The organism is Streptomyces sp. NBC_01224 (genome assembly GCF_036002945.1).
GTDB lineage: Bacteria > Actinomycetota > Actinomycetes > Streptomycetales > Streptomycetaceae > Streptomyces.
On sequence record NZ_CP108529.1, the window covers coordinates 3603865 to 3629636 of the forward strand.

General features: G+C 69.2%; 26 protein-coding genes and 2 pseudogenes. 15 read left to right on the forward strand and 13 right to left on the reverse strand.

All coding sequences use genetic code 11. From position 1 onward, the window contains the following. Nucleotides 1-27 precede the first annotated feature (27 nt). From sdhA to OG609_RS15600, 4 genes are all read left to right on the forward strand, one after another. Nucleotides 28-1788: a succinate dehydrogenase flavoprotein subunit gene (gene sdhA, locus OG609_RS15585; RefSeq protein ID WP_327273382.1), complete on the forward strand. Its 1761-nt coding sequence runs from the start codon at nt 28-30 to the stop codon at nt 1786-1788. Continuing rightward, complete coding sequence (locus tag OG609_RS15590; RefSeq protein WP_327273383.1) at nt 1788-2546, forward strand: succinate dehydrogenase iron-sulfur subunit; 759 nt, start codon at nt 1788-1790, stop codon at nt 2544-2546. Before sdhA ends, OG609_RS15590 begins: the two co-directional genes overlap by 1 nt. A gap of 181 nt (nt 2547-2727) precedes the next feature. Next, the gene (locus tag OG609_RS15595; RefSeq protein WP_327273384.1) at nt 2728-3330 is read left to right on the forward strand and encodes a hypothetical protein; all 603 of its coding nucleotides are present in this window, start codon (nt 2728-2730) and stop codon (nt 3328-3330) included. 55 nt (nt 3331-3385) lie between these two features. After that, nucleotides 3386-3691: a hypothetical protein gene (locus tag OG609_RS15600; RefSeq protein WP_327273385.1), complete on the forward strand. Its 306-nt coding sequence runs from the start codon at nt 3386-3388 to the stop codon at nt 3689-3691. A gap of 19 nt (nt 3692-3710) precedes the next feature. Here OG609_RS15600 and OG609_RS15605 read toward each other — a convergent pair whose 3' ends face one another. Beyond that, entirely contained in the window at nt 3711-4220 is a 510-nt protein-coding gene (locus OG609_RS15605; protein ID WP_114246209.1) for a MarR family winged helix-turn-helix transcriptional regulator, read from the reverse strand. 87 nt (nt 4221-4307) lie between these two features. Between OG609_RS15605 and OG609_RS15610 the strand changes: the two genes are divergently transcribed. The 4 genes from OG609_RS15610 (at nt 4308) to OG609_RS15625 (ending at nt 7203) form a co-directional block, all read left to right on the forward strand. After that, complete coding sequence (locus tag OG609_RS15610) at nt 4308-5534, forward strand: MFS transporter (RefSeq protein WP_327273386.1); 1227 nt, start codon at nt 4308-4310, stop codon at nt 5532-5534. A 67-nt stretch (nt 5535-5601) separates the two neighbouring features. Continuing rightward, a complete protein-coding gene (locus tag OG609_RS15615; RefSeq protein ID WP_327273387.1) occupies nt 5602-6033 on the forward strand; it encodes a hypothetical protein in 432 nt (143 codons plus the stop codon). 7 nt (nt 6034-6040) lie between these two features. Continuing rightward, a complete protein-coding gene (locus tag OG609_RS15620; protein ID WP_327273388.1) occupies nt 6041-6469 on the forward strand; it encodes a thiol-disulfide oxidoreductase DCC family protein in 429 nt (142 codons plus the stop codon). 23 nt (nt 6470-6492) lie between these two features. After that, on the forward strand, nt 6493-7203 hold the full coding sequence (locus tag OG609_RS15625; protein ID WP_327273389.1) for a TetR/AcrR family transcriptional regulator: 711 nt from the start codon (nt 6493-6495) through the stop codon (nt 7201-7203). 92 nt (nt 7204-7295) lie between these two features. Here OG609_RS15625 and OG609_RS15630 read toward each other — a convergent pair whose 3' ends face one another. From OG609_RS15630 to OG609_RS15640, 3 genes are all read right to left on the reverse strand, one after another. Next, nucleotides 7296-8852 (reverse strand): ABC transporter substrate-binding protein, encoded by a 1557-nt coding sequence (locus tag OG609_RS15630; RefSeq protein ID WP_327278066.1) that lies wholly within the window; start codon nt 8850-8852, stop codon nt 7296-7298. A 188-nt stretch (nt 8853-9040) separates the two neighbouring features. Further along, complete coding sequence (locus tag OG609_RS15635; protein WP_327273390.1) at nt 9041-10321, reverse strand: metallophosphoesterase; 1281 nt, start codon at nt 10319-10321, stop codon at nt 9041-9043. 29 nt (nt 10322-10350) lie between these two features. After that, nucleotides 10351-10596, reverse strand: a complete 246-nt coding sequence (locus OG609_RS15640; RefSeq protein ID WP_327273391.1) for an SCO4848 family membrane protein — start codon at nt 10594-10596, stop codon at nt 10351-10353. Nucleotides 10597-10717: 121 nt separating this feature from the next. Here OG609_RS15640 and OG609_RS15645 point away from each other — a divergent pair, with 121 nt between their 5' ends. Beyond that, complete coding sequence (locus tag OG609_RS15645) at nt 10718-11971, forward strand: D-alanyl-D-alanine carboxypeptidase family protein (RefSeq protein WP_327273392.1); 1254 nt, start codon at nt 10718-10720, stop codon at nt 11969-11971. Here the strand turns inward: OG609_RS15645 and OG609_RS15650 are convergent. Next, a complete protein-coding gene (locus OG609_RS15650) occupies nt 11919-12848 on the reverse strand; it encodes a YihY/virulence factor BrkB family protein (protein ID WP_327273393.1) in 930 nt (309 codons plus the stop codon). The two genes, OG609_RS15645 and OG609_RS15650, sit on opposite strands and share 53 nt — an antisense overlap. A gap of 141 nt (nt 12849-12989) precedes the next feature. Between OG609_RS15650 and OG609_RS15655 the strand changes: the two genes are divergently transcribed. Together OG609_RS15655 and OG609_RS15660 are read left to right on the forward strand one after the other, a co-directional pair. Beyond that, a complete protein-coding gene (locus OG609_RS15655; RefSeq protein ID WP_327273394.1) occupies nt 12990-14339 on the forward strand; it encodes an FAD-binding oxidoreductase in 1350 nt (449 codons plus the stop codon). Nucleotides 14340-14407: 68 nt separating this feature from the next. Next, complete coding sequence (locus tag OG609_RS15660) at nt 14408-15208, forward strand: decaprenylphospho-beta-D-erythro-pentofuranosid-2-ulose 2-reductase (RefSeq protein ID WP_327273395.1); 801 nt, start codon at nt 14408-14410, stop codon at nt 15206-15208. Between the two features lie 50 nt (nt 15209-15258). Here the strand turns inward: OG609_RS15660 and OG609_RS15665 are convergent, their stop codons facing one another. Together OG609_RS15665 and trpS are read right to left on the reverse strand one after the other, a co-directional pair. Continuing rightward, entirely contained in the window at nt 15259-15849 is a 591-nt protein-coding gene (locus OG609_RS15665) for a 2'-5' RNA ligase family protein (protein ID WP_327273396.1), read from the reverse strand. A gap of 119 nt (nt 15850-15968) precedes the next feature. Then, a complete protein-coding gene (gene trpS / locus OG609_RS15670) occupies nt 15969-16982 on the reverse strand; it encodes a tryptophan--tRNA ligase (protein WP_327273397.1) in 1014 nt (337 codons plus the stop codon). Nucleotides 16983-17222: 240 nt separating this feature from the next. Between trpS and rocD the strand changes: the two genes are divergently transcribed. Further along, nucleotides 17223-18428, forward strand: coding sequence for an ornithine--oxo-acid transaminase (gene rocD, locus OG609_RS15675; protein WP_327273398.1), 1206 nt, complete (start codon nt 17223-17225; stop codon nt 18426-18428). A gap of 36 nt (nt 18429-18464) precedes the next feature. Here rocD and OG609_RS15680 read toward each other — a convergent pair whose 3' ends face one another. Together OG609_RS15680 and OG609_RS15685 are read right to left on the reverse strand one after the other, a co-directional pair. Then, on the reverse strand, nt 18465-19673 hold the full coding sequence (locus OG609_RS15680; protein WP_327273399.1) for a glutathionylspermidine synthase family protein: 1209 nt from the start codon (nt 19671-19673) through the stop codon (nt 18465-18467). Nucleotides 19674-19679: 6 nt separating this feature from the next. Further along, nucleotides 19680-19955, reverse strand: a complete 276-nt coding sequence (locus tag OG609_RS15685) for a hypothetical protein (protein WP_327273400.1) — start codon at nt 19953-19955, stop codon at nt 19680-19682. A 127-nt stretch (nt 19956-20082) separates the two neighbouring features. Here OG609_RS15685 and OG609_RS15690 point away from each other — a divergent pair, with 127 nt between their 5' ends. After that, a complete protein-coding gene (locus OG609_RS15690) occupies nt 20083-20922 on the forward strand; it encodes a hypothetical protein (protein ID WP_327278067.1) in 840 nt (279 codons plus the stop codon). A gap of 324 nt (nt 20923-21246) precedes the next feature. Here the strand turns inward: OG609_RS15690 and OG609_RS15695 are convergent, their stop codons facing one another. Next, entirely contained in the window at nt 21247-22425 is a 1179-nt protein-coding gene (locus tag OG609_RS15695) for a DUF418 domain-containing protein (RefSeq protein ID WP_327273401.1), read from the reverse strand. A 249-nt stretch (nt 22426-22674) separates the two neighbouring features. On the opposite strand from OG609_RS15695, the pseudogene OG609_RS15700 reads away from it, so the two are divergent. Then, nucleotides 22675-22849, forward strand: a pseudogene (locus OG609_RS15700) (DNA-binding response regulator); the annotation flags it as partial. Between the two features lie 812 nt (nt 22850-23661). Here OG609_RS15700 and OG609_RS15705 read toward each other — a convergent pair. Beyond that, nucleotides 23662-24462 (reverse strand): FG-GAP repeat domain-containing protein, encoded by an 801-nt coding sequence (locus OG609_RS15705; protein WP_327273402.1) that lies wholly within the window; start codon nt 24460-24462, stop codon nt 23662-23664. On the opposite strand from OG609_RS15705, the pseudogene OG609_RS15710 reads away from it, so the two are divergent. Continuing rightward, nucleotides 24398-24766, forward strand: a pseudogene (locus OG609_RS15710) (transposase); the annotation flags it as partial. The gene OG609_RS15705 and the pseudogene OG609_RS15710 overlap by 65 nt on opposite strands. A 407-nt stretch (nt 24767-25173) precedes the next feature. Here the strand turns inward: OG609_RS15710 and OG609_RS15715 are convergent. Continuing rightward, entirely contained in the window at nt 25174-25332 is a 159-nt protein-coding gene (locus tag OG609_RS15715) for a hypothetical protein (protein ID WP_327273403.1), read from the reverse strand. Beyond that, the gene (locus OG609_RS15720) at nt 25329-25637 is read right to left on the reverse strand and encodes a tyrosine-type recombinase/integrase (protein ID WP_327273404.1); all 309 of its coding nucleotides are present in this window, start codon (nt 25635-25637) and stop codon (nt 25329-25331) included. Before OG609_RS15720 ends, OG609_RS15715 begins: the two co-directional genes overlap by 4 nt. Nucleotides 25638-25772: the final 135 nt, after the last annotated feature.

Genomic DNA, 25772 nt, shown 5'->3' on the forward strand with positions numbered 1-25772 from the left:
GCCGGGCCAGAGGGACCAGAGGAAATCATGCAGATCCACAAGTACGACACCGTCATCGTCGGCGCCGGCGGCGCCGGCATGCGCGCGGCCATCGAGTCCACGAAGCGCAGCCGTACCGCCGTGCTCACGAAGCTCTACCCGACCCGCTCCCACACGGGCGCCGCGCAGGGCGGCATGGCCGCCGCGCTCGCCAACGTGGAAGAGGACAACTGGGAGTGGCACACCTTCGACACGATCAAGGGTGGCGACTACCTGGTCGACCAGGACGCCGCCGAGATCCTGGCGAAGGAGGCCATCGACTCCGTTCTCGACCTGGAGAAGATGGGCCTGCCGTTCAACCGCACGCCCGAGGGCAAGATCGACCAGCGTCGCTTCGGCGGCCACAGCCGTAACCACGGCGAGGCCCCGGTCCGCCGGTCCTGCTACGCCTCGGACCGCACCGGCCACATGATCCTCCAGACGCTCTACCAGAACTGCGTCAAGGAGGGCGTGGAGTTCTTCAACGAGTTCTACGTCCTGGACCTCCTGCTCCAGGAGGACCCCGAGACCGGGCTGAAGAAGTCCGCGGGCGTCGTCGCGTACGAGCTGGCGACCGGCGAGATCCACGTCTTCCAGGCGAAGGCGATCATCTTCGCCTCCGGCGGCACCGGCAAGTTCTTCAAGGTGACGTCCAACGCGCACACCCTGACCGGTGACGGCCAGGCCGCCGCCTGGCGCCGCGGCCTGCCGCTGGAGGACATGGAGTTCTTCCAGTTCCACCCGACGGGCATCTGGCGCATGGGCATCCTGCTGACGGAGGGCGCCCGTGGTGAGGGCGGCATCCTCCGCAACAAGGACGGCGAGCGCTTCATGGAGAAGTACGCGCCCGTCATGAAGGACCTCGCCTCCCGTGACGTCGTGTCCCGCTCCATCTACACGGAGATCCGTGAGGGCCGCGGCTGCGGTCCCGAGGGCGACCACGTCTACCTCGACCTCACGCACCTGCCGCCGGAGCAGCTGGACGCCAAGCTCCCGGACATCACCGAGTTCGCGCGTACGTACCTCGGCATCGAGCCCTACACGGACCCGATTCCGATCCAGCCGACCGCGCACTACGCCATGGGCGGCATCCCGACCAACGTCGAGGGCGAGGTGCTGGCCGACAACACCACCGTCGTCCCGGGCCTGTACGCCGCCGGCGAGGTCGCGTGCGTCTCGGTGCACGGCGCCAACCGTCTGGGCACCAACTCGCTGCTCGACATCAACGTCTTCGGACGCCGCTCGGGCATCGCCGCCGCCGAGTACTCCGCGAAGAACGACTTCGTCGAGCTTCCCGAGAACCCGGCGCAGATGGTCGTCGACCAGGTCGAGCGGCTGCGCAACTCGACGGGCACCGAGCGGGTCTCGACGATCCGTCTGGAGCTGCAGGAGTGCATGGACGCCAACGTGATGGTGTTCCGTACCGAGCAGACCATCAAGACGGCCGTCGACAAGATCGCCGAGCTGCGCAAGCGCTACCTCAACGTGTCCATCCAGGACAAGGGCAAGCGGTTCAACACGGACCTCCTGGAGGCCATCGAGCTGGGCAACCTGCTCGACCTTGCCGAGGTCATGGCGACCTCCGCGCTGGCCCGTAAGGAGTCCCGCGGCGGTCACTACCGCGAGGACTACCCGAACCGCGACGACGTCAACTTCATGCGCCACACCATGGCGTACCGCGAGGTCGCCGACGACGGCACCGAGTCGATCCGGCTCGACTACAAGCCGGTCGTCCAGACCCGCTACCAGCCGATGGAGCGTAAGTACTGATGGCTACCCCGACTATGGACAAGGTGGAAGCGGAGTCCGCCGCCTCCCCGTACATCACGGTCACCTTCCGGATCCGCCGCTTCAACCCCGAGGTCTCCGACGAGGCCCAGTGGCAGGACTTCCAGATCGAGATCGACCCGAAGGAGCGTGTTCTCGACGCCCTTCACAAGATCAAGTGGGAGGTCGACGGCACGCTGACGTTCCGTCGCTCCTGCGCGCACGGCATCTGCGGCTCCGACGCGATGCGGATCAACGGCAAGAACAGGCTCGCCTGCAAGACGCTGATCAAGGACATCAACCCGGAGAAGCCGATCACGGTCGAGGCCATCAAGGGCCTCACGGTCCTCAAGGACCTCGTGGTCGACATGGACCCGTTCTTCCAGGCGTACCGCGATGTCATGCCCTTCCTCATCACCAAGGGGAACGAGCCGACCCGCGAGCGTCTGCAGTCCGCCGAGGACCGCGAGCGATTCGACGACACCACCAAGTGCATCCTGTGCGCCGCGTGCACGTCCTCGTGCCCGGTGTTCTGGAACGACGGCCAGTACTTCGGCCCGGCGGCGATCGTCAATGCGCACCGCTTCATCTTCGACTCGCGTGACGAGGGCGGCGAGCAGCGTCTGGAGATCCTCAACGACCGTGACGGTGTGTGGCGTTGCCGCACCACCTTCAACTGCACGGACGCCTGCCCGCGTGGCATCGAGGTCACCAAGGCGATCCAGGAGGTCAAGCGGGCGCTGATCACGCGCCGCTTCTGACCGCCACCGGCGCACCGGTTGCATCCGAGGCCCCGTTCTCCGCACGAACACTGCGGGAAGCGGGGCCTCTTGCTGCATCGCTCGGGTCTTGACGGTACGGTCATGCGGAACCGGACACCGGTTCGCCGCCTCCGGCGCAGCAAGGCACGGGGCGCACAGGCTTGATCGAAAGCGGGGAACGTTGAGCGATCCGAATCCGTACGCGGACGACTCATACAAGTGGGGGCCTCCCCAGCAGCCGGGCAATCCGCCCACCGTCGCGGACGGCCAGGGGCATGGCCCGCCCGGCTCGGGCGCGCCGGCCTACGGCTACCCGCAGCAGCTGCCCGATTCCGCGGCCCAGCCCGGCCCCGGTTACGGCTACCCGCAGGGCCAGGCGGCCCAGCCGACCATGCCCGGTTACGGCTTCCCGCAGCAGCCGGGCGCACTGCCCGGCGGCGGTGTGCCGATGCTGACGTTCGGCGACATCGCCGTCATGAACGACCAGATCGTGACGCCGGCCGGCACGATGCCCCTCAAGGGCGCCGTGTGGACGGCCACGGACCTGTCGCGCACCGAGGAGAAGATCCCGACGGTCGCGATCGTGCTCGCGATCGTCTTCGCGCTGCTCTGCCTGGTCGGTCTGCTCTTCCTCCTGATGAAGGAGAAGCAGACGACCGGCTTCATCCAGGTCTCGGTGACCAGCGGCGGCAGGCACCACTCGACGATGATCCCGGCGATGGGCCCGGAGACCTTCCCTATGGTGATGGCGCAGCTCAACACGGCCCGCGCGATGAGCATCTGACGGTCCGCGGGGATGGGCCGCCTCCAGCACCCCGTCACCGTCGTCGCGCCGGATCGTGACCGGCTCCACGCGTACGCCGGGCTGGTCTGCGATCTCGCCGAATCCATCCGGGCCCGGGGTCGGGACATCGTGCTGCCGGACGGGCGGACGGTACGTCGATGTCACGCCGACCCTGCACGGGCGCCTGCTGCTGCGGCCGGTCGCCGCGTTCCCCCTGCGGCGCGGCTTCCGTTCGTCGGTGGAGCAGGCGGCCGCGCAGTGGAACGAGATGCCCGGCCGCATCCTGGCGCAGGATCTGGACGAATTCCGGGCGGAGCCGGCCGATCACGTCGTCAAAGACCCTGACGACGAAGCCGGCTGAGCGCCCGGCACCCCGCGCCTCAGTCCCACTCGGCGCCGCCCCGGTCCTCGGCGACCACCATGATGCGCCGCAGCATGTCGTTGAGCAGCGTGCGTTCGTCCTTGTCGAGGACGCCGAGCAGCCGGTACTCCTCGTGACCGAGGACATCCATCGCGCCCAGCCAGGTCGAGCGGCCCTCGTCGGTGAGTTCCACATCGACCCGTCGGCGGTCGGTGGTGGAGGGCGTACGGCGGACGAAGCCGCGCCTTTCGAGCGCGTCCAGCCGGCCGGTGACGGAGGCGGGCGCGAGGTCGAGGTCGGCGGCGAGCTCGGAGGGGGCCGCCTTCCCGCCGCGTCCGGCCAGCTTGTGGAGCGTGTCGAACTCCTGGCGGTCAAGGTCGAAGTCGACCAGGGACTGTTCGCGTACCCGGCGCAGATGGACGGAGAGTTTCTTCATACGGGTCACCGCGCCCTCGACATCGGGATCGAGGTGGGGAAGGACGGGCTTCCAGCGCTCCACATGTCCGTCGGTCCAGTCGCGTCGCTCCATGGGGAAAGCGTACGCCCGGCCCCCAACTATGCTTCGGTACAAGATATTTCGTTGACGAATAATTCGATACCGAAATAGATTACGCGCATGCCGCACCCCTTGCGCACGCGCGCCTTCCGCCTGCTCTTCATCGGACGCACCCTCTCCCTCCTCGGCGACTCCGCCATCCCCACCGCCCTCTCCCTGGCCGTCTATCTGGCCACAGGATCGACCGGAGCACTCGCCCTGGTCCTTGGGTGCGCGATGATCCCCAAGCTTCTCCTGCTGCCACTGGGCGGCGTCGTGGGCGACCGCTTCAACGCCCGCACCGTCGCACTCACCACCGATCTCGTACGGTGCGTGACCCAGCTCTTCGTCGGCGCGGAGCTGCTCGGCGGCTCCCCCGCGCTCTGGCAGATCGCCCTCGCCGAGGCGATCGGTGGCGCCGCCGGGGCGTTCGCGATGCCGACCGTGTCACCGCTGATCCGCGGCACCGTGGCGGAGTCGGGGCTGCTGCGCGCCAACTCACTGATGGCGGTGGTCAACAGCGCGACCCGGCTCGGCGGCCCGGCCCTCGCCGGAGCCCTGGTCCTCACCGCGGGCCCGGGCTGGGCCTTCGTGCTGGACGGCGCGAGCTTCGCGGTGAGCGCGGCGCTGCTGTCCGCCATGAAAGTCCGGCACGTACCCATCCCCCGGCGCTCCTTGCTCACCGACCTCAAGGAGGGCTGGAGCGAGGTCAGGGGCCGCGACTGGTACTGGACGAGCCTGATCGCCCACGCCGTCTGGAACGGCGCGGCGGCCGTCCTGATGACCGTGGGTCCGGCGCTCTTCGTCCGGGAGCTGGGCGGCAAGGGCGTCTGGGTCGCCCTCCTCCAGACCGGCGCGGTCGGCCTGCTCCTCGGCTCCCTGCTGGCCGGCCGGGCCCACCCGCGCCGCCCGGTCCTGATCGCCAACCTGGGCCTCGCCACGTACGCCCTCCCGCTCGGCCTGCTCGCCGTCCACGCACCCGTTGTCGTGACCATCGCCGCGTACGGCATCGCACAGGCCGGCCTCGGCTTCCTCAACCCGGTCTGGGAGACCTCGGTCCAGTCCGCCGTGCCCGCGCACGCCCTGGCCCGCGTGACCTCGTACGACTGGCTGCTCTCCCTCGGCGCGATGCCGCTCGGATATGCCCTGGCCCCGCTCGCCGCCTCGGCCTGGGGCGCCGAAGTCCCCCTGGCCGTCGCCGCGGTGGCGGTCGGCGCCGCCTGTCTGGCGACGGCGGCGGTGCCGGGCGTACGGCGCTTCGGGGCGCCCGGCAAACGGGAAGAACGAGCCGCCGAGGTACCCGCTTGAACATGTTCAAAGACAGGTCTACAGTCCATGACAACAGCTTTTGAACGCGTTCAAGGGAGGGTGGGGCATGGACCTCACTGTTGTCGCGTACGTCATCTACCTGCTGATCAGCGTGGCGCTCACCATCTGGGTGGCGCGCACGCTCAGCCGCAACGGCAGGGTGTTCCTCGCCGATGTGCTGCACGGGAACGAGAAACTCGCCGATGCCGTCAACCACTTGCTGGTGGTCGGCTTCTACCTGGTCAACCTGGGCTTCGTCACCCTCTATCTGAGGAACGACGACGGGGTCGCCGACGCCCGCGGGCTCTTCGAGGCACTGTCGGTGAAGCTCGGCGTCGTCCTGCTCGTCCTCGGCGTGCTGCACCTCGGCAACGTCTATGTGCTCAACAAGATCCGCCGCAGGGGACTGATGGAGCGTGAGCAGACCCCGCCCGTACCGCCGCAGGGCTGGACAGGTCCGGGAAACGGTCCGTGGGCCGCACCCACCACCGGGGCCTGAGCGCGCCATGACGGCCGGAACAGGCGGGCAGCGACTGTCCGTCGAACGCCTCACGGTGCTGTACGACGCACAGTGCTCGCTCTGCGTCCATCTGCGCCAGTGGCTGCTGAAGCAGCGCCAACTCGTCCCGCTCGACCTCGTCCCGGCGGCCTCCGACGAGGCACGACGCTGCTTCCCCGGACTCGATCACGCCGGGACGCTCGCCGAGATCACCGTGATCGGCGACCGGGGGCAGATCTACCGCGGGACCGACGCATGGATCGTCTGCCTCTGGGCGCTGGCCGAACACCGGCCCAGATCCCACTGGCTGACCACCCCGGCGGGCCGCCCGTTCGCCCGGGCGACCGTGCTCGCCGCCGCGAAGTACCGGTCGCTGACCGCGACACCGTGCGGCGCCGGGGACAGTGCCTGTACGGTCCCCGGATCCGGGGACTGACCGGGGCGGATACCCTCGGGACTGTGGTGAAGGAAGCGAAGGACGTGAAGGAAGTCAAGGCTCCCAAGAGCGAGCAGACCCGCACACTCATCCTCGAAACCGCGCTCCGGCTCTTCCAGGAACGCGGCTACGACAAGACGACGATGCGGGCCATCGCCCAGGAGGCCGGCGTCTCCGTCGGGAACGCCTACTACTACTTCACGAACAAGGAACACCTCGTCCAGGGCTTCTACGACCGGCTCGCCGCCGAGCACGAAGCGGCGGTCCAGCCGGTCCTGGACGGCGACAAGGACCTCGCGGTGCGGATGCGCGGGGTCCTGCTCACGTGGCTGGACGTGGCGGAGCCGTACCACCGCTTCGCCGCCCAGTTCTTCAAGAACGCCGCCGACCCGGAGAGCCCGCTCAGCCCGTTCTCGGCGGATTCGGTCGCGGCCCGCGAGGCGGCGATCTCCATCCACCGGCGGTGCCTGGCCGGCTCGGACGCCAAGACCGATCCCGAACTGGCCGAGCTGTTGCCGCAGTTGATGTGGCTGATGCAGATGGGTCTGGTGCTCTACTGGGTGTACGACCGGACGGAGCACACCGAACGCAGCCGCCGCCTGGTCGAGCGCTCCGCCCCGATCGGTGCCCGTGCCATCGCACTCTCCCGGTTCCGGGTGCTGCGACCTCTGGTGCGGCAGATTCACGAAGTGCTCGAGGAATTCCTGCCCGGCGCCGCGAAGCGTCGGGCCTAGGCAGGCCCCAGGCAGAAGGGCGGCCTCCCTGCAGTGCCGGGAGGCCGCCCCTCGGATCCTGTCGTACGCGCCGGGTCCGGCGCGGCGGACCGTCAGATCCGCTTCAGTTCCCACAGCCGCCAGAGGCCGGTGCCGTCCGAGAGGTACTGCGAACCGGAGACATCGGTCGTGCTGACGACGTAGTCCTTCTTCTGCCACAGCGGCACGAGCGGCACGTCCTCACCGACCAGCGCCTGGAGCTCCTTGAAGTCCGCCGAGGTACGGCTGCGGTCGCTGTACTGCAGCGTGGCGCCGATCAGGGCGTCCATCTTCTTGCTGGAGTAGCCGTTGTGGAGGCTGTTGCTGTGGCCCACCAGCGGCTGGCTGAAGGTGTCGGGGTCGGGGTAGTCGGGGAGCCAGCCGACGGTGTACGCGTCGTACTTGCCGGCCGCGTACTCCTTCTGGAACTTCTGCCAGTCGACGGCCTTGACCGTGACCTTGAACAGGCCGCTCGCCTCCAGCTGGCGGCGCAGTTCCGCGGTCTCCGTCGCGTACGCCTCGTCGCCGCCGCGGTAGCCGAAGGTGAAGTGCAGCGGCGTCTGTACGCCGGCCTCCTTCATCAGCTTCTTGGCGCGCGCGAGGTCGGGCGCGGGGTAGGCGTCGAAGAAGGGTGTGCTGTGCCCGATGTAGCCCTGCGGGATCAGCGAGTAGAGCGGTTCGACCGTGCCCTTGTAGACGTCGGTCACCAGCGGCCCGCGGTCGATGAGCGACGCGATGGCCTGGCGGACCTTCTTGTCGGCGAACGGGGAGCCGGCGCGGACGTTGAAGACGAGATTGCGGATCTCGGCGCTGTCCGCCTCGGTGACGCGCAGATCGGGGTCGCCGGGGTTCAGCTCGGCGAGCGTGGCCGGCGGAAGCTGGCGGTGCGTCACATCGACCTGTCCGGACTTCCATGCCGCCAGGAGTGCGTCCGACTCCTTGAAGTAGTGCACGGTGACCGGGACACCGGTCTTGCTCAGCGCACCCTTGTACCGGGGGTTGGGAACCAGTTCGGCGGTGACGCCCGGACGGTACGACTTCAGGATGTAGGGGCCCGAGCCGTCGACCGTGCTTCCGGCCCGGAGCTTGTTCGGCGGGTACGACTCGCGGTCGACGATCGAACCGGCTCCCGTGGCGAGCTTCTGCGGGAAGGTCGCATCGCGCGAGGAGAGGTTGAAGGTGATGGTGCGGCCCTCGGACACCACGTTCTTGAGGCTCGGGAACAGCACCGACGGACCGACATCCGTCTTGATCCTGATCATGCGCTCGATGGAGTACTTGACATCGGCGGCGGTTATCTTGCGGCCGTTGGAGAAGGACAGATCGTCGCGCAGCTTGCACTGGTACGTCTGGAGCTTCTGGCCGATGAACCCACAGCTCTCCGCGGCGTCGGGTTCGGGGACGATCGCCCCGGACTTGAACGTCATGAGGGACTGATAGATGTTGCTGTACATCGCCCAGGAGCCGGCGTCGTACGCACCCGCCGGGTCGAGCGAGGTGACTTCGTCCGTCGTACCGACCGCGATCGGGTCCTTCTTCACCTCATCCGAGGGAAGCAGCTGCCAGGCGCCGACGCCTGCGATGACCAAAACCGCGAGAATCGCGAGAATCCGTAGCCGGATCGACCGCATTGTCGTGCTCTCCCTTACCAGCCCCACCTCGGCGTTGCGCTCAGATCCGCACATCACCGCATGCTCGCGCTCAGCCAATCACACGATTTTCACATCTGGAAGAGCAAAACTGGTACTCATAGCCTTTTGTTCGGCACTTGAAACCTTGGGCCGATCAACAAGGTCTGTAACAGGCCATCGACGGAGTGTCAGGCCTGCCGGGAGGCGAGTTCCACGACGGTGATGTCGGAGGGTGCACCGACCCGTACGGGCGGTCCCCAGGCGCCCGCTCCACGCGAGACGTACAGCTGGGTGTCGCCGTAGCGGTCGAGCCCGGCGACGGTGGGATTGGCCAGCCCTGCGATGAAATTGCCCGGCCAGAGCTGGCCGCCGTGGGTGTGGCCGGAGAGCTGGAGGTCCACACCGTGGGCGACGGCATCGTGGATGACGACGGGCTGGTGGGCGAGGAGGACGGCGGCGCGGGTACGGTCCCGGTCACCGAGCGCGCGATCGAAGTCGGGCCCCTGCCCCTCGCTCTCCCCGGCAACGTCATTGACACCCGCAAGATCGAATCCGTCGATCTCGGTCCGGGCATTCTCCAAGGGATGAAGACCCAATTCCCGCACATGATCAACCCATTGGGCGGCGCCGGAGTAGTACTCGTGATTACCGGTGACGAAGAAACTGCCCCGGCGGGCACTCAGTTGCGCGAGCGGCTCCGCGGCCGGACCGAGGTCGGCGACGGTTCCGTCGACGAGATCCCCGACGACGGCGACCAGATCCGGCTGGGTCCGGTTGATCGTGTCGACGATCCGCTGGGTGTGGGCGCGGCCGAGGATCGGGCCGAGGTGGATGTCGCTGACGACGGCGATCCGGAAGCCGTGCGCGGAGCGGGGCAGCTTGGCGAGCGGGACGGTGATCCGCTTGACCCGCGGCCCGCGCAGCACGCCGTACGTGCCGTAGCCGACCGTGCCGAGCCCGGCGACGGCGGCGGCGCCCCCGACGGCCCGCGCGACGAACAGACGGCGCGTGGGGACGGCGAGGGTGTCCGCTGCGGGGGCGTCGGCGACGAGGATGTCCGCTGCGGGGGCTGCGGGGGCGCCGGCGGCCTCGGGCGTGAGCACTTTCGTCACCGACGGACGATTCGACCGGCTCGACTCGTTCGCACGGCCCGCGAGCACCCGTCGCAGAATCGGCCGTACCGCCTCGCCCACCAGCAGAGCCAGCGTCAGATACAGCAGCGCGGCCAGCCACAGGTACCCCGGCCAGGCCAGCACCCGCTGGAGCCAGAAGGGCGCACCCGTACGGCCGGAGACCAGGGCGCCGATGGTCAGCAGCGGCAGGAGCCAGGCGGCCACCGTGCCGGTCCGGCGCAGGGCGCTGCCCTCGGCCGTCGTGTCACCGACGAAGCGGCGCCACAGATAGCGGTGCACGCCGACGAGCAGCGCGAGCACCACGACTGCCGCCACCGCGAGACCGGCCACTGCCACTTGCGCTCCCCCGCCCGTCGTACGGCTTGTTATGCATCTTCGCGGCGCAGGGCCCTGACCCCACGGAACCCGATCACACCAACGGCCGTCCCCAGGAGAAAGGACGTGATGGCGAGCAGCAGATGAACCCAGAAGTACGCAGTCGGGTCACCCGCGTCGTCGAAGGCGAGTCCGCTGCCGTCCTTCCACAGGTTCTTGACGAAAGTGATCCAGATGAACCAGCTCCACACCCCGAAGGCGAGCAGGAACCAGGAGACGGGGCGGCTGAGCTTCATGGCCCCAGTATCTCCGCCGCGCTCCGGCGAAGTCGCCCGGGGTGGGCTGTCCCGGCGGTACACACGGCGGGTCAAGCCATCCGTACCCACATTCATATCTTCGCCCTGTACGTTTCCGACCGTGCCTGCTCTGAAAAAGATCGCGTTGACGGTCACTTCTGCCGCCTTGTTGTCCACATTTGTCGTCAGTCCGGCATCGGCGGTCAACAAGGACACCCCCGCCAACCGGCCGAAACCACCCGCCGGTATGTCCCGGGTCGGTGGCGAGCTGCTGGGCCGGACCGGCACGCAGGTCAAGCTGGGGGTCGGCGCCCCGGTACTGCCCAAGGACCTCACGGGCAGGTCCTGGATCGTCGCGGACGCGGAGAACGGCGAGGTCCTCGCGGCGCACAACCCGCACTGGCGGCTGCCCCCCGCCTCCACCCTGAAGATGCTCTTCGCGGACACCGTGATGCCCGGACTGCAGCCGAAGACCCGGACGTACACGGTGCAGGAGGAGGACCTCGCCGATCTCGGCGAGGGCAGCAGCCTGGTCGGCGTCAAGGAAAACCTCAGCTATACGGTCCACGACCTGTGGCTCGGGGTGTTCCTGCGTTCGGGCAATGACGCGGTGCATGTGCTGTCCTCGATGTACGGCGGCATCCCCAAGACCGTCGCCGACATGCAGTCACACGCCGTGGAGTTGCAGGCGCTCGACACGAAGGTGGTGTCGCCCGACGGTTACGACGCGCCCGATCAGGTCTCCAGCGCGTACGACCTGACGCTGTTCGCCCGCAGCGGGCTCCAGAAGGCGGACTTCCGGGAGTACTGCTCGACGGCCGAGGCGGACTTTCCCGGCGCGGAGAAGAAGGGGAAGCGCGAGAGCTTCAAGATCCAGAACACCAACCGGCTGCTCACCGGTGCGGACGGCGTCGACCCGTACAAGGGCATTGCGGGGGTCAAGAACGGCTACACCACGCACGCGGGCAACACCTTCACCGGTGTCGCCGAACGCAACGGCAAGGTGCTGCTCGTCACCGTCATGAACCCGTCGTCCAATGAGCGCCACGCCGTCTACAAGGAAGCCGCCAGCCTCCTCGACTGGGGCTTCGCCGCGAGCGGCAAGGTGACCCCGGTCGGCGAACTGGTGCCCCCGAAGTCCGCCAGTACCGGGACCGGCACCGGGAAGGGTCCCGCGGCGGCGCACGAGGAGGACAAGGGCAAAAACGGCCCCTCGCACGACACCGAGGCCGCTGCCGCCGACAGCGGCCACGGGGGCGTCGGGATCGCGCTGGGAATCGCCGGAGGCGTCCTGGTGCTGCTGGCCGGCGGGGTGTTCCTGGTCAACCGGCGCTGGCCGCTGCCGGACCTGGTGCGCCGCCTCCCCCGTCGCTGACGGCCGCGGAGTCCTGCTCGGTGTCCTTGCTGTTCCGCGTCGCCGTCCAGGCGGCGCAGAACAGCAGCAGCTTTGCCGTGAAGTTGATCCACAGCAGCAGCGCGACCGGCACCCCGAAGGCGCCGTACATGCTCTTCGACGCGATGCCCTTCATATAGCTGCCGAGCAGCAGCTTGAGAACTTCGAAGCCGACCGCGCCGATCGCCGCGGCGACCAGTAGCCTGCGCCGCGGGGGCTCGACGCCGGGCAGCAGCGTCAGCAGATAGAGCAGCAGCAGGAAGTCGGCGAGGGCCGCCACGACCAAGGCGGCCACCTGCAGCACCACACCGCCCGCGCCGTGGTCCGAGATGCCCAGCAGACCGGCGGTCCAGCCGACGGCAACGGAACCGGCCGAGGAGACGGCGAGAGTCACGAGCGCCGCCCCACCCAGTCCGAAGAGCAGCCCGACGTCCTTGAGTTTGCGGATGACCGGATTACCCAGGTCCATGTCGTCCATGCCCCACACGGCGCGCAGACAGCCCCGCATCGCGCCGATCCAGCCGATGCCGGTGAAGAGCAGCAGCGCACCGGCGACCAGCCCGACCGTGCCCGCGTGAGCGACAAGATTGCTGATGCCGAGCTGGTCGGAGATACCCGGCACCTGCTCGGCGATCTTGTCCTCGATCTTGTGGATCTGCTCGGTGGAGAGCAGTGCGGCACCGATCGCCGCACCGACCGCGATCAGCGGGAAGAGCGCCAGGAAGCTGATGAAGGTGATCGCGGCGGCGAGCCTGGCCCAGTGGACCCGTTCCAGCGTTTCGTACGAGCGCCAGGCGTGCGTCGCCATCAGCCGGGAGACGATCGGCCCGATGACAGGGAGGTTTTTCAGCCAGTCCATGACGTACGACTACCCTCCCGGGCACGGAAAACCGGCATCCCTTTCGCTGCCGTACGGACTGCCACTTCCTCAATCACCCATATCGGTGAGTGTTGTAACAAATCCCTCGAAAGGGTTTTCTCGGGCGATACGGTCACCACCATGTCTGTCGACACCGTGTCCCTGACCGGCTGGGGCCGTACCGCCCCGACGACCGCGCTGCGCTTCCGCCCCCGTACGTACGAGGAGGCGGCGGCGACGGTACGCGGTTGCGGGCCCCGCGGTTCCATCGCCCGGGGGCTCGGCCGGTCCCACGGCGACGCCGCACAGAACGCGGGCGGCTCCGTCCTCGACATGACCGCGCTGAACCGGATCCGCACCATCGACGCCGGGACCGGCCTGGTGGTCTGCGACGCCGGGGTCAGCCTGCACCGGCTGATGGAAGTCCTGCTGCCGCTCGGCTGGTTCGTCGCCGTCACACCGGCCACCCGTCATGTCACCGTGGGCGGCGCGATCGGCGCCGACGTCCACGGCCGCAACCATCACTTCTCCGGCTCCTTCTCGCGGCACGTCCAGGAGCTGAAGCTGCTGACCGCCGAGGGCGAGATCCGTACGGTCCGGCCCGGCACCGATCTCTTCGACGCGACCGCGGGCGGCCTGGGTCTGACGGGCGTGATCCTCTCCGCCACGCTCCGGTGCCACCGGGTCACCAGCTCCTGGATGTCGGTGGACACCGAACGGACCGTCGACCTGGACGACCTGCTGGCCAGGCTCTCCGCCGGGGACCACCGCTACCGCTATTCGGCCGCCTGGATCGATCTCCTCGCCCGCGGCCGGGCGACGGGGCGCTCCGTACTCACCCGAGGGGAGCACGTGCCCCGGTATGCGCTCCCGGCGCGCGCCCGGCGCACACCGCTCGCGTTCCGCCCGGGACAGTTGCCGGTCGCACCCGCGCTCGTACCGGAAGGGCTGCTCGGCCGTACCTCCGTCGCCCTCTTCAACGAGCTCCACTACCGCAGCGCCCCCAGGTACCGCATCGGCGAGCTCCAGAAGCTGTCCGCGTTCTTCCACCCCCTGGACTGCCTGCCGCACTGGAACCGGATCCCTGGGCGCGGCGGATCCGTGCGTTACCAGTTCGTCGTCGGGCACGGACAGGAGGAGACACTGCGCCGGATCGTGCGCCGGATCTCCCGGCGGCGCTGCCCGTCGTTCCTCGCCGTACTCAAACGGTTCGGCGAAGGCGACCCGGGCTGGCTGTCGTTCCCGATGCCCGGCTGGGCGCTCGCCCTCGATCTGCCCGCCGCGCTGCCGGGCCTGGCCGGGTTCCTGGACTCGCTGGACGAGGAGGTGGCGGAGGCCGGTGGCCGGGTCTGCCTGGCCAAGGACTCCCGGCTGCGGCCTCAGATGCTGGCCGCGATGTATCCACGACTGGCCGAATTCCGGTCGCTGCGCGCCGAGCTGGACCCGAACGGTGCGTTCCGCTCGGATCTGTCGCGCCGCCTGTCGCTCTGACCGCTGCGGTCTTCCGCCCTCTCATCCCCCTTCGCCCCCTCGCCCCCTCATCCGCAAGGAGTGTTTCCGTGAAGGACGCCTTCGGTGCCCCGCAGTCCCTGCTCGTTCTCGGCGGCACGTCTCAGATCGCTCTCGCCACCGCGCGCAGGCTGATCGCCCGCCGGACCCGTACGGTCTGGCTGGCCGGCCGCCCCTCGCCCGGACTGGAGTCGGCCGCCGCCGAACTGCGCACACGCGGCGCCGATGTCCGCACGGTCGACTTCGACGCCCTCGACTCCGAGTCCCACGAGACCGCCCTCGGCAAGATCTTCACCGAGGGCGACATCGACATGGTGCTCCTCGCCTTCGGTATCGCGGGCGACCAGGAGCGTGACGAGGAGGAGCCGCTCTCCGCGGTCCGGGTCGCCCGGACGAATTACACGGGGGCCGTCTCCGCCGGGTTGGTGTGCGCCGGAGCACTCCAGGAGCAGGGGCACGGCTCGCTGGTGGTGCTGTCCTCGGTGGCCGGCGAACGCGTGCGCCGTGCCGACTTCATCTACGGGTCCAGCAAGGCGGGCCTCGACGCGTTCACACAGGGGCTGGGGGACGCGCTGTACGGCACGGGGGTGCATGTGATGGTCGTACGCCCCGGCGTCGTACGGTCGGCAAGGGCGGCCCGGCCCGCGACACCGCGGCACACCGCGGCACGGTTCGCCGCTGCACCGCTGGAGGCGTCGCCGCTCGCAACGACTCCGGATGCGGTCGCGGCGGCGATCGTGACGGGTCTGCGGCGGCGTTCGGAGACGGTGTGGGTGCCGGGGTCACTGCGTGTAGTGATGTCGGCACTGCGGCATGTACCGCGCCCGCTGTTCCGACGCCTGCCGGTCTGATCCTCGGGCGCCGGGGCGCTCAGGGGGTGAAGAGGGCCCGCCGGGGCCGCTCAGGGGTGCAGGGAGGGCTCGTCCACGGAGGAGCCGCCCTGCGCGGGCACGGCGGGCGCGCCCTCCCCGGCACCGAACGGGAACTCGTTGATCTTGCGCCAGACGCCGTCCGGGCCCTGCTCGTACAACGCGAAGGAGCCGCAGGTCCAGGCGGCCTCGTAGTCGGAGAGCTCCTCGTACGCCCGGTCCATCGCCTGCTCGGCGATGTCGTGCGCCACGGTCACATGCGGGTGGTACGGGAACTGGAGCTCGCGCACCAGTGGCCCGGAGGAGTCCCTGACCCGCTTCTGCAGCCACGAGCAGGCCGAGGCCCCCTCGACGACCTGGACGAAGACGACCGGCGAGAGGGGACGGAAGGTCCCCGTGCCGGCCAGCCGCATCGGAAAGGGGCGGCCGCCCGTGGCGATCTGCGCGAGATGCGCCTCGATCGCGGGCAGGTCGGCCGCCTCGGCCTCGGTCGGCGGGAGGAGCGTGACGTGGGTGGGAATGCCGTACGCGGCAGGATCCCCGAAGCTCGCGCGCCGCTCCTGGAGCAGGCTGCCGTAGGGCTCCGGGACCGCGATCGAAACGCCGAGCGTTACGGTCCCCACGTCGTTCTCCTCAATCCTCGATGGTCGATGGTCGATGGCCTGTTTTCAGCCATCGACCGGATCAACTTCCCGTCGCCAGTGTGACGCCTGCGGCCGCGAAACCGCCAGGGTCCTTGGACTCAGTGCTTCGCGGGCAGAAAGCCCATCCGGTCGTACGTCCGGGCCAGGGTCTCGGCCGCGACGGAGCGGGCCTTCTCCGCGCCCTTGGCCAGGATCGAGTCCAGCGTCTCCGGGTCGTCCAGGTATTCCTGGGTGCGGGTGCGGAACGGTGTGACGAACTCGACCATGACCTCGGCAAGGTCGGTCTTGAGCGCACCGTAACCCTTGCCCTCGTACTTCTGCTCCAGATCCGCGATACCGGTTTCGGTCAGCGTGGAGTAGATGGTCAGCAGGTTGCTGACCCCGGGCTTCTCGGCCCGGTCGAAGCGGATGACCGTGTCGGTGTCGGTGACCGCGCTCTTCACCTTCTTGGCGGTGGCCTTCGGCTCGTCGAGGAGGTTGATCAGGCCCTTCGGGGTGGCCGCCGACTTGCTCATCTTCGAAGACGGGTCCTGAAGGTCGTAGATCTTCGCCGTCTCCTTGAGGATGTACGGGTCCGGCACGGTGAACGTGTCGCCGTAGCTGCCGTTGAACCGCTCGGCGAGGTTACGGGTCAGCTCCAGGTGCTGGCGCTGGTCCTCGCCGACCGGGACCTGGTCGGCCTGGTACAGCAGGATGTCGGCCACCATCAGCATCGGGTACGTGAAGAGACCGACCGTGGTGCGGTCGGCCCCCTGCTTGGCGGACTTGTCCTTGAACTGCGTCATGCGGGACGCCTCGCCGAAGCCGGTGAGGCAGTTCATGATCCAGCCGAGCTGGGCGTGCTCGGGGACATGGCTCTGGACGAAGAGCGTGCAGCGCTCCGGGTCGAGACCGGCGGCGAGGAGCTGGGCGACGGCGAGCCGGGTGTTCGCGCGCAGCTCTGCGGGGTCCTGCGGAATGGTGATCGCATGCAGGTCCACGACCATGTAGAAGGCGTCGTGGGATTCCTGCAGCGCCACCCACTGGCGGACCGCACCGAGGTAGTTGCCGAGGTGGAACGAGCCTGCGGTGGGCTGGATTCCGGAGAGCACGCGGGGGCGTTCAGAGGCCATGCAACCCATTGTCTCAGGTACGGAACCGATCTCCGGCAGCCGGTGCGGAAGGTGTGCGGACGCAGGACACGCACCGCCGTGAATGAGACGAGGAACACAGCCGGGCCGGCGGGACGGCTGCGGGCGGTGGACGGCGCGGACGGGCGCGCCGTGAATTGAAGGTTTCCTCGCCAGGGTTCCGACCGACGATACAAAGTGGGCACCACCCTCCGCCCACGCCGCACGACGAACGGAGATCCCGTGTCGACCACGGAAACTGCCATCGCCTCCGCCGAGGCGCACAGCGCGCACAACTACCATCCGCTGCCCGTCGTCGTCGCTTCGGCGGACGGAGCCTGGATGACCGATGTCGAGGGCCGGCGCTACCTCGACATGCTCGCCGGATATTCGGCGCTCAACTTCGGCCACGGCAACCGGCGCCTGCTCGACGCGGCCAAGGCACAGCTGGAGCGGGTGACCCTCACCTCGCGCGCCTTCTACCACGACCGGTTCGCCGATTTCTGTACACAGCTCGCCGAGTTGTGCGGCATGGAAACGGTGCTGCCGATGAACACCGGGGCGGAGGCCGTGGAGACCGCGGTCAAGACCGCCCGCAAGTGGGGCTACCGGGTGAAGGGCGTCCCGGACGGCATGGCGAAGATCATCGTCGCCGCGAACAACTTCCACGGCCGGACGACGACGATCATCAGCTTCTCCACGGACCAGGAGGCACGGGAGGACTTCGGTCCGTACACGCCCGGGTTCGAGATCGTGCCGTACGGGGATCTGACCGCGCTCGCGGAGGCGATGACCGAGAACACCGTGGCGGTGCTGCTGGAGCCGATCCAGGGCGAGGCCGGGGTGCTGGTGCCGCCGCCCGGCTATCTCCCCCGGGTGCGTGAACTCACCCGTGAGCGGAATGTGCTGTTCATCGCGGACGAGATCCAGTCGGGCCTGGGCCGGACCGGGAAGACCTTCGCCTGTGAGCACGAGGGTGTCGTGCCGGACATGTATGTGCTCGGCAAGGCGCTGGGCGGTGGTGTGGTCCCGGTGTCGGCGGTGGTCTCGTCGAAGGATGTGCTCGGGGTGTACCGGCCCGGTGAGCACGGTTCGACGTTCGGCGGGAATCCCCTTGCCTGTGCGGTCGCGCTGGAGGTCATCACGATGCTCCGTACCGGCGAATTCCAGCAGCGGGCCACCGAGTTGGGCGAACACCTCCACCAGGAGCTGGGGCTGCTGGTGGGCGGGGGCGCGGTAGAGGCGGTACGGGGCCGCGGGCTGTGGGCGGGCGTCGACATCGCCCCGCGCCACGGCACCGGCCGGGAGATCTCCGAGAAGCTGATGGACCGCGGGGTGCTGGTCAAGGACACCCATGGCTCGACGATCCGGATCGCCCCGCCACTGGTGATCAGCAAGGAGGACCTGGACTGGGGGCTGGAACAGCTCCGCGGCGTCCTGCGCGGCTGAGTTCCGTCGTCGGTCGCCGGGCCGCCGGGCCGGGATCTAGAGGATCACGTGAGGCAGGAAGCGGGCGTACTCGTCCGTGACCGGCCCCGCCGATTCGCGGATGCCGAGCCCGGCGGCCTCGTCCTCGACGACCCACGCCCCCAGCACCACCCGGTTGCCGTCGAAGTCCGGCAGCGGTGCCAACTCCTGGTAGCAGCACGGCTCGTCCCGCAGCACCGCGGGGCTTCCCGGCTCATGGATCGTGACCCCGGCCCCCTCGCGGCCGAGCAGCGGCTTGGCGACATAGCCGAGGCCACCTCCATCGCCCGCCCCCGTCCCCGTCGCCGCGAGTTCACGGGGGCCGTCGAGAGAGGAGGGGAGCAGATTCGGGTGGCCGGGAAAGAGCTCCCAGAGGATCGCCAGCAGCGCCTTGTTGGAGAGGAGCATCTTCCAGGCGGGCTCGATCCAGCAGGTGGTGCCGGTGCCGCCGCCGTTGTCGAGGGTGTCCAGCACATGCGGCCCGAACCGGTCGGTCGCCAGCCACTCCCACGGGTACAGCTTGAAGCAGCTGCGGATGAAGCGGAGCCGCTCGTCGACGAACCGCCCGGCAAGCCGGTCCCAGCCGATCTGTTCGACGGAGAGCGCCTCCGTGTCGATGCCGGCCTGTTCGGCGGTCTCGCGCAGATAGGCGACCGTCATCAGGTCCTCGCCCAGCTCGTCCCCGTCGGAGTGTGCGAAGTGCAGCGGTCCGGGCGGCAGCAGGTCGGCCTGCCGTTTCCACGCCGCGACGAGACGTTCGTGCAGGGAGTTCCACTGGTCGGCGCCCGGGAAACGGTCCTCCATCCAGAACCACTGGGCGCTCGCGGCCTCCACCAGGGAGGTGGGGGTGTCAGCGTTGTACTCCAGCATCTTCGCCGGACCGGTTCCGTCGTAGCGCAGGTCGAACCTGCCGTACAGGGAAGGCAGTTCGTCACGGCGATGCCAGGACTGGGCGATCAGCGCGGACAGCCGGGGGTCGGTGATGCCGAGATCGGCGAAGCGCTCCTGCTCCACGATGTGCGCGGCCGCGGCCAGGCACATGGTGTGCAGTTCCTCGACGACGCCCTCCAGCGCCTCGACCTCGGGCAGCGAGAAGACGTAGTAGGCGCTCTCGTCCCAGTACGGGCGCAGTGATCCGTCCGGGTAGCGGGTGAGCGGGTAGACGAGTCCCTGCTCCTCCACCGTCTGCTGCCAGCCGGGACGCGGCTGCGTGGTGCGGCGCTCCATACCGGTTCAGCCGCCGCCGGTGCCCGAGCAGCCGAAGCCGCCGCGGTCGACCGCGGACTTGTTGAAGCTGCCGCCCTCCACCTTGCCGTTCTTGCTGCTGCCGCCGTAGTAGTACGACCCCTTGCCGCTGTCGTTCTTGCACTCGTAACTCGGCAGCTTGTCCTGGGTGAGCGGGTCGACGCACCGCTTGTCCGGTTCCGAACCGCAGGAGGTGATCATCGCCGCGAGCACCCCCATGCCACCGAGCACCACCGTGCTCGACCTCAGCCTTCGTGTGGCCATTTTTCCGTCTCCCCCGTCGTACGAATCAAGCCAGTACAGCTACTTGTCAGATTAAAGGGCTGCTGGTTTCGGCGGGAAGCGGGTCCACCGCACGTCCGCAAGTAGAGTCCTTGATGTGCTCCTCGGGATGATCTGCGCGCTCGGCGCCGCTGTCTGCTTCGGTACGGCCTCCGTCCTCCAGGCCGTCGCCTCGCGGGCCGCCGCCGAGCCGGGGTCGGGCGCGGGGGTCGATCCCGCGCTGCTGCTGCGCGCGCTGCGCCAGTGGCGCTACGTAGCCGGACTCGCCCTCGACGGCTGCGGGTTCGTGCTTCAGATCATCGCCCTGCGGTCCCTGCCGATCTACGTCGTGGGCGCCGCCCTGGCGGCGAGTCTCGCGGTGACGGCGGTGGTCGCCGCCCGGCTTCTCGGCGTGCGGCTGAGCGGCGTCGAGTGGACCGCGGTCGGGGTCGTCTGCGCGGGCCTGGGCATGCTGGGGCTCGCCTCCGGCGGCGAGGGCCACGCGGCCGGTCCGGCGGCCCTGAGCTGGTGGATGCTGGGGATCTCGCTGGGCATTCTGCTGATCGGCGCGGGGGCCGGACGCCTCCCGGACAAGCCGCGGGCGCTCGTACTGGGGCTCGGCGCGGGGTGCGGTTTCGGGGTGGTGGAGGTCGCCGTCCGGCTGATCGACGACCTGTCCCCGACGGCGCTGCTCGCCAACCCCGCGGTGTACGCGCTGCTGCTGGGCGGCGGTTCGGCGTTCCTGCTGCTCACCTCGGCACTGCAGCGCGGTTCGGTGACGACGGCGACGGCCGGCATGGTGCTCGGCGAGACGATCGGCCCGGCGCTGGTGGGCGTCATCTGGCTCGGGGACCGTACCCGCGAGGGCCTGGTCTGGCTGGCGGTCGCCGGGTTCGTGGTGGCGGTGGCGGGAGCGCTGGCCCTGGCCCGGTTCGGCGAGGCGCCGCAGGACGCCCCCGAACCGGTCTGAGCCCGCCCGCACCGTCCGCGCCCGGCGCGAACCGCACCGGGCGGCGGGCAGGCGGGCAGGCGGGCAGGCGGGCAATTCAGGCTCTGCCCGACGCCGGCGTAGAGCGGGAGCAACGGAACTGCTGCGCGCGCTGCCTTACGGCCGACGCTTCACTTCCCCGCGCCGGGCCGGAGCGGGCCAGGCGATCGGGCAGCGCAGCCCGGCGCCGGTCGCTACCGTCTCGCACCATCCAGGTGGACACGCAGCGCGTGGTGCACCGCAGCGGTCGGCTTCGGGGGCGTTGACCGTCGGGGAGTCGGTGTGACGGTCCGACCGGTTCCGCGCTCAGCGGATGTGCCGGGCCAGGTCCGTCGCCTTGGTCATCAGCCATTCCAGTGGTCCGCGCTGCTGGAAGCGCGACCAGACGGTCGCGAACACCAAGGCGGCCACGATGAAGCCAAATAGGACATACAGCGGCGATCCTGGCAGTTCTTCGATGCCCAGGAACCGGATGCCGACGAGGTGGAAAACGTACGCGGTCAGCGACATGGAACCGACTGCGATGACCGGCCGGGCCAGGGACCGGAGCCGCGGGAAGGCGTCCGTCGCGGCCAGACACGCGGTCACGACCATGATCGCCACACCGGTGTTGCCCAGGATCGACAGGGTGGTCTCACTGTGCGGGGAGGCAGCCAGCAGCCAGGCGGGGGTGTCACCGGACGGATAGCCCGCGGTGTCGGACCACCACGCGCTCGCCCCACCCGCGCCGATGGCGTTGGCGGCGCCGGGAGCGACGTGCAGCGCCAGCCAGGAGCCTCCGTAGCCGGTGATCATGAGGACGGAACCCGTGAGGGCCAGGCGTGTCCGGACAGCGGTGGCAGCCAGGTCCAGGCGGGCCACGGCCATGCCGGCGATCACGAACGGGATCCAGGTCAGGGCCGGGTAGGTGCCGGTGAAGAGCAGCGAGACGATGCCGTCGGGCTCACCGGGCGATGGGACGCCACTGTCGCCGATCGCCTGCTGCACCGCGTAGAGCACCTGGGGCAGGACGAGGGCCGTTCCCGCGGCGATCGCCGCCAGGGGGCCGGAGCCGAGCTGGTACAGCGGCAGTACGAGCAGGAAGTACAGGCCGTAGAAGGCGAGGATCACGTCGACCGGGATGCCGCTCATGGTCAGCACGGTGCCCAGGGCCAGAAGGATCACGGCCCGGATCACCACCTTGGCCACTGCCTGGCGCCCGGCCCGCCCCGTCTTAGGCGTCACGCGCCCGGTGATGAGGACAACGGCGAAGCCCGCCAGGAAGGCGAAGAGAGCGGAGGACCTGCCGTGGGCCAGCTCCATCAGGAATCCGATCGCACCGCCCTGGTCAGGGTCGGGCCCCACATGAGCCGCGTACATGCCGAATACCGCGAGTCCGCGGGCCAGGTCCAGTCCGATCAGCCGACCCGCCGGTGCCTTTCCGCTGTCGCGCACAGGGGCCGGGGCGTTTACCACAGGAGCTGCAACGTCTGAGTACTGAGTCATGCCTTCCAGATTTGAGAGTGGGCTGATCGCCGGGTATCCGGCAGATGTCCGGGCCGCCCCGCCATCCGGCGGAGGCCGACCTGCGCCGGGTGTCCGGAGCCGCTGCTCGCGGAGCCGCCCTGGTCATCCGGGGCTTCGGGCTCGGTGCGGCAGTGCAGTAGGCATGGACAGCCATCAGCGTGTGTGCTTTCGAATGTACAGCCAGCCGCCGCAACCAGACCGTGAGGCGGAACACATGTGATCGGGCTCGTGGTGGTGGACGTCGAGGCACTGCGCCGTTCCGGCTTTCCGCTCATCCTCAACGCGGCCGACGATATCGAGGCCGTCGCGGCGGCGACCGGTGCCGGTCGTCGACACCGTCCGCGCGGAGCGCCCGGACGTGGTCCTGCCGGGCATCCGGATGCCGGACATCGACGGCCTCACCACAGAAAACCGGCGGCATCGAAGTGCAGTGCGGTCAGGACGTACTCATTGAGCTCTGTTCATCCTAAAGCCGCAGGTCAATGGGCTGGTGTGATCGGTCTCCGGGATGCTTGTGCTGGTCGTGGGTGGCTGTCTGTGGCGAAGATCGTCGGTCAGCGTGCGACCTCGATGTTGGTCAGCGCGAGCAGGGCGTGCAGGAGCGCGGTTGCGCCATCCGGCACCGTCACGGTCACCTTGCACCCTGCTGGCCGCGACCCAAGGCCCGATCCGCTTCAGCGGGACGAGATCGCCGAAGCCATCGTCCGCTCCACCACCGGCGCCAGACCGAGGCCCTGGTCGACGAGGCCAGCCTGAGCGCGGCCACCTGGTCGGCCACCCTGGACGACCCGGCTGACATCGCCGCCGTCACCGCCCATGTCCGCGCAACACTGGAAGGGGAAGTGGCCGCCGCCCGCAACCAGTTTGTGGTGCTGATGGACCCGGCGGGGCTGCACGCCGACCCGGGGCGGCGGCGTCGCCGAGCCGCTCCTCCAGCGTCCAGTCCCCGGAGGCCTGCTGCCGGTGCACGGTGGGCATGGTGCCGGTGCGCACGCCGCGCGTGCCCTGCTTCGCATCGCCGTAGCGGTAACCATGCGAGCCGTGCTGCGGGTTGGCGCCCTCTCCCGGACGTCCTCCCTGTCAACCACGTCTGACTGGCTCTGGATGACGGTGTCCGATGTGAATCGGACACCATCATCCGCTCCAAGGCGTGTCCGCAAAGTCCCTTCCCTCCGCCCCGCGGGCACCTGCCGCTACTTTGCGGGCACCCCCTGGCTAGAACAGGGCCTTGTAGCTGTTGAAGCCGGCGCTCACCTTCTTGCGGGCGCTGAAGGTGCCCTTGCCGGTTCCGTAGTACCGGTAGAGGTTACCGGCCGTGTCACGGGCGATCAGGTCGGCCTTGCCGTCGCTGTTCAGGTCGCCGGTGCCCACCAGCACGTTGTATGAGGAGCCCCAGTCGTCGGCGAGCTTGACCCGCGCCTTGAAGGTGCCGGAGCCGGTGCCGTCGTAGCGCCACAGCTTGTTGGACTTGTCCTGCGCGAGCAGGTCGCCCACGCCGTCGCCGTTGAGGTCTCCGGTGCCGACGATCTTCTTGTAGCCGCGCCAGTCCGCGTACAGCTTCACCCGCGAGGCCAGCTTGGCGCCGCTGGCGCCCTTGTACAGGTACACGGCGCCGGTGGAGCGGTTGCGGGCGATCATGTCCGGCCGGCCGTCCTTGGTGACGTCGCCGACCGGGGTCAGGACGTCGTACTGGCCCCACCCGGTACCGAGCGTGGTGTAGGGGGTGGAGGTGGACGGCGCCGCCCCGCAGCCCGGCTTGTACAGCCGCAGGCTGTCGCCGGTGCGGACCAGCAGGTCGTTGCAGCGGTCCCCGGTCAGGTCCCCGAACGGGACGCCCTGACCTCCTCGGGCAAACTCCAGTACCTCTACGGCTCGCTGCCCGCAGGCGACCTGAGGACGGGCAAGTCCGGTTCGGGCTGGTCCTCCTCCATCATCGCCGTCTCCGGACGAGATTGCTGCTGTGCGTGGTGAGTTGGAAGAGTTCGCGGCGGAGGTGTTCGAGCCGTTCGCCCGCAATGATCAGCGTCGGTGGGGGCAGGTCTATCTGCGGGGACTGCTCACCGATGGGCGGCGCAAGTCGGTCGAGCCGATGGCCGCCCGGCTCGGGGTGGACGGGAACCGGCAGGCCCTGGCCCACTTCGTGACCACCAGCCCGTGGGATCCGGCCCATGTGAGGGCCCGGCTGGCCTGGAGGATGGAAGCGGCGGTCAAACCGACCGCACTGATCTTCGATGACACCGGGTTCCTCAAGGATGGAAACGCCTCGGCGTGCGTGTCGCGGCAGTACACCGGCACCGCGGGCAAGGTCACCAACTGCCAGGCACCGTGACGGGCCACGAGATCGACCTCGCGGAACTGGGACTCCTCTGAGCCGGAGACCATGACCGGCCGGCTGCGTTGGATCGGCCTTGGCACTGTGAGCGCGCCGCACCGCGGCCCGGGGCACCGTTGCCGGGGCTGGCACGGGCACGCGTACGGCCACCGCTGATCATCAGCGTGTGAAGACTGACGATCTTGCGGTGTTCCGCAGCCTGCGGCACGACGAGCCCGCCTTCTGACAGAGAGCGCGACCAACCCTCCGTTCAGAGAGTTGAGAAGCGCCTCGTGCGGGAGAGGCGCCGGCAATAAGCCGCCCACCAACGACTCAGGGCCGCTGGCCCCGAGGCCATCACCCGCGCTCTCGCACGTCTCGATCGCGACGGTGCCGATCGGCGCCCCCAACGGCCGTCAGAACGTGAGCAGTTCGTCGCGTGTGAGGTGCTCGTGCGGGCCGACACGGCCTTCGTCAGCCTTCAGGTCGTGTTCGACGAACAGCGGATTGGGCGGGATCGGCCCGGTGCCGGCGCGCCGGACAGGGTTGGCGCGTCGTCCTCCGCCGTAGGTCATGGCTGGCCACCCCCGAACAGCACGGCGAGGTCGCTCGCTTCGTAGCCGGCAGCGGCAGCGGACGGCGCGGGGCGCTTCGCCCGTTCTTCCCGGTCGGCCAGATACTCCTGGACCCGGGCGATGACCTGCTCTTCCTCCTCGACGAGATACACGTCGGCGGTGGTGCCCAGGTGGGCGTGTCCGAGAATGGTCTGCACGTCGCGCAGGGTCAGCCGCTTGTCCCGGGACATCCGCAGCGCGGCGGTATGCCGCAGGTCGTGCATGGACCAGTCCGTGCCCAGCAGGGCGTTGGTCCGACGGAACACCGCGCGCAGGGCCTCGTAGTTCAGTGGCTGGTAGGCCAGTCCTTCGCCGTGATCGCAGCGTCCACCGCAGTGGTGACCGCGGATCCAGCGGCGGGCCCTCGCTCTGGTAGAGCCGGAGCCAGATGAACGCCTCCG

Coding starts and splice junctions, on each gene's coding strand:
- sdhA (WP_327273382.1), top strand. CDS start 28: ATGCAGATCCACAAGTACGACACCGTCATCGTCGGCGCCGGCGGCGCC.
- OG609_RS15590 (WP_327273383.1), top strand. CDS start 1,788: ATGGCTACCCCGACTATGGACAAGGTGGAAGCGGAGTCCGCCGCCTCC.
- OG609_RS15605 (WP_114246209.1), bottom strand. CDS start 4,220: ATGGAGCGACGCGACTGGACCGACGGACATGTGGAGCGCTGGAAGCCC.
- OG609_RS15610 (WP_327273386.1), top strand. CDS start 4,308: ATGCCGCACCCCTTGCGCACGCGCGCCTTCCGCCTGCTCTTCATCGGA.
- OG609_RS15615 (WP_327273387.1), top strand. CDS start 5,602: ATGGACCTCACTGTTGTCGCGTACGTCATCTACCTGCTGATCAGCGTG.
- OG609_RS15620 (WP_327273388.1), top strand. CDS start 6,041: ATGACGGCCGGAACAGGCGGGCAGCGACTGTCCGTCGAACGCCTCACG.
- OG609_RS15630 (WP_327278066.1), bottom strand. CDS start 8,852: ATGCGGTCGATCCGGCTACGGATTCTCGCGATTCTCGCGGTTTTGGTC.
- OG609_RS15640 (WP_327273391.1), bottom strand. CDS start 10,596: ATGAAGCTCAGCCGCCCCGTCTCCTGGTTCCTGCTCGCCTTCGGGGTG.
- OG609_RS15650 (WP_327273393.1), bottom strand. CDS start 12,848: ATGGACTGGCTGAAAAACCTCCCTGTCATCGGGCCGATCGTCTCCCGG.
- OG609_RS15655 (WP_327273394.1), top strand. CDS start 12,990: ATGTCTGTCGACACCGTGTCCCTGACCGGCTGGGGCCGTACCGCCCCG.
- trpS (WP_327273397.1), bottom strand. CDS start 16,982: ATGGCCTCTGAACGCCCCCGCGTGCTCTCCGGAATCCAGCCCACCGCA.
- OG609_RS15680 (WP_327273399.1), bottom strand. CDS start 19,673: ATGGAGCGCCGCACCACGCAGCCGCGTCCCGGCTGGCAGCAGACGGTG.
- OG609_RS15685 (WP_327273400.1), bottom strand. CDS start 19,955: ATGGCCACACGAAGGCTGAGGTCGAGCACGGTGGTGCTCGGTGGCATG.
- OG609_RS15690 (WP_327278067.1), top strand. CDS start 20,083: ATGATCTGCGCGCTCGGCGCCGCTGTCTGCTTCGGTACGGCCTCCGTC.
- OG609_RS15695 (WP_327273401.1), bottom strand. CDS start 22,425: ATGACTCAGTACTCAGACGTTGCAGCTCCTGTGGTAAACGCCCCGGCC.
- OG609_RS15715 (WP_327273403.1), bottom strand. CDS start 25,332: ATGACCTACGGCGGAGGACGACGCGCCAACCCTGTCCGGCGCGCCGGC.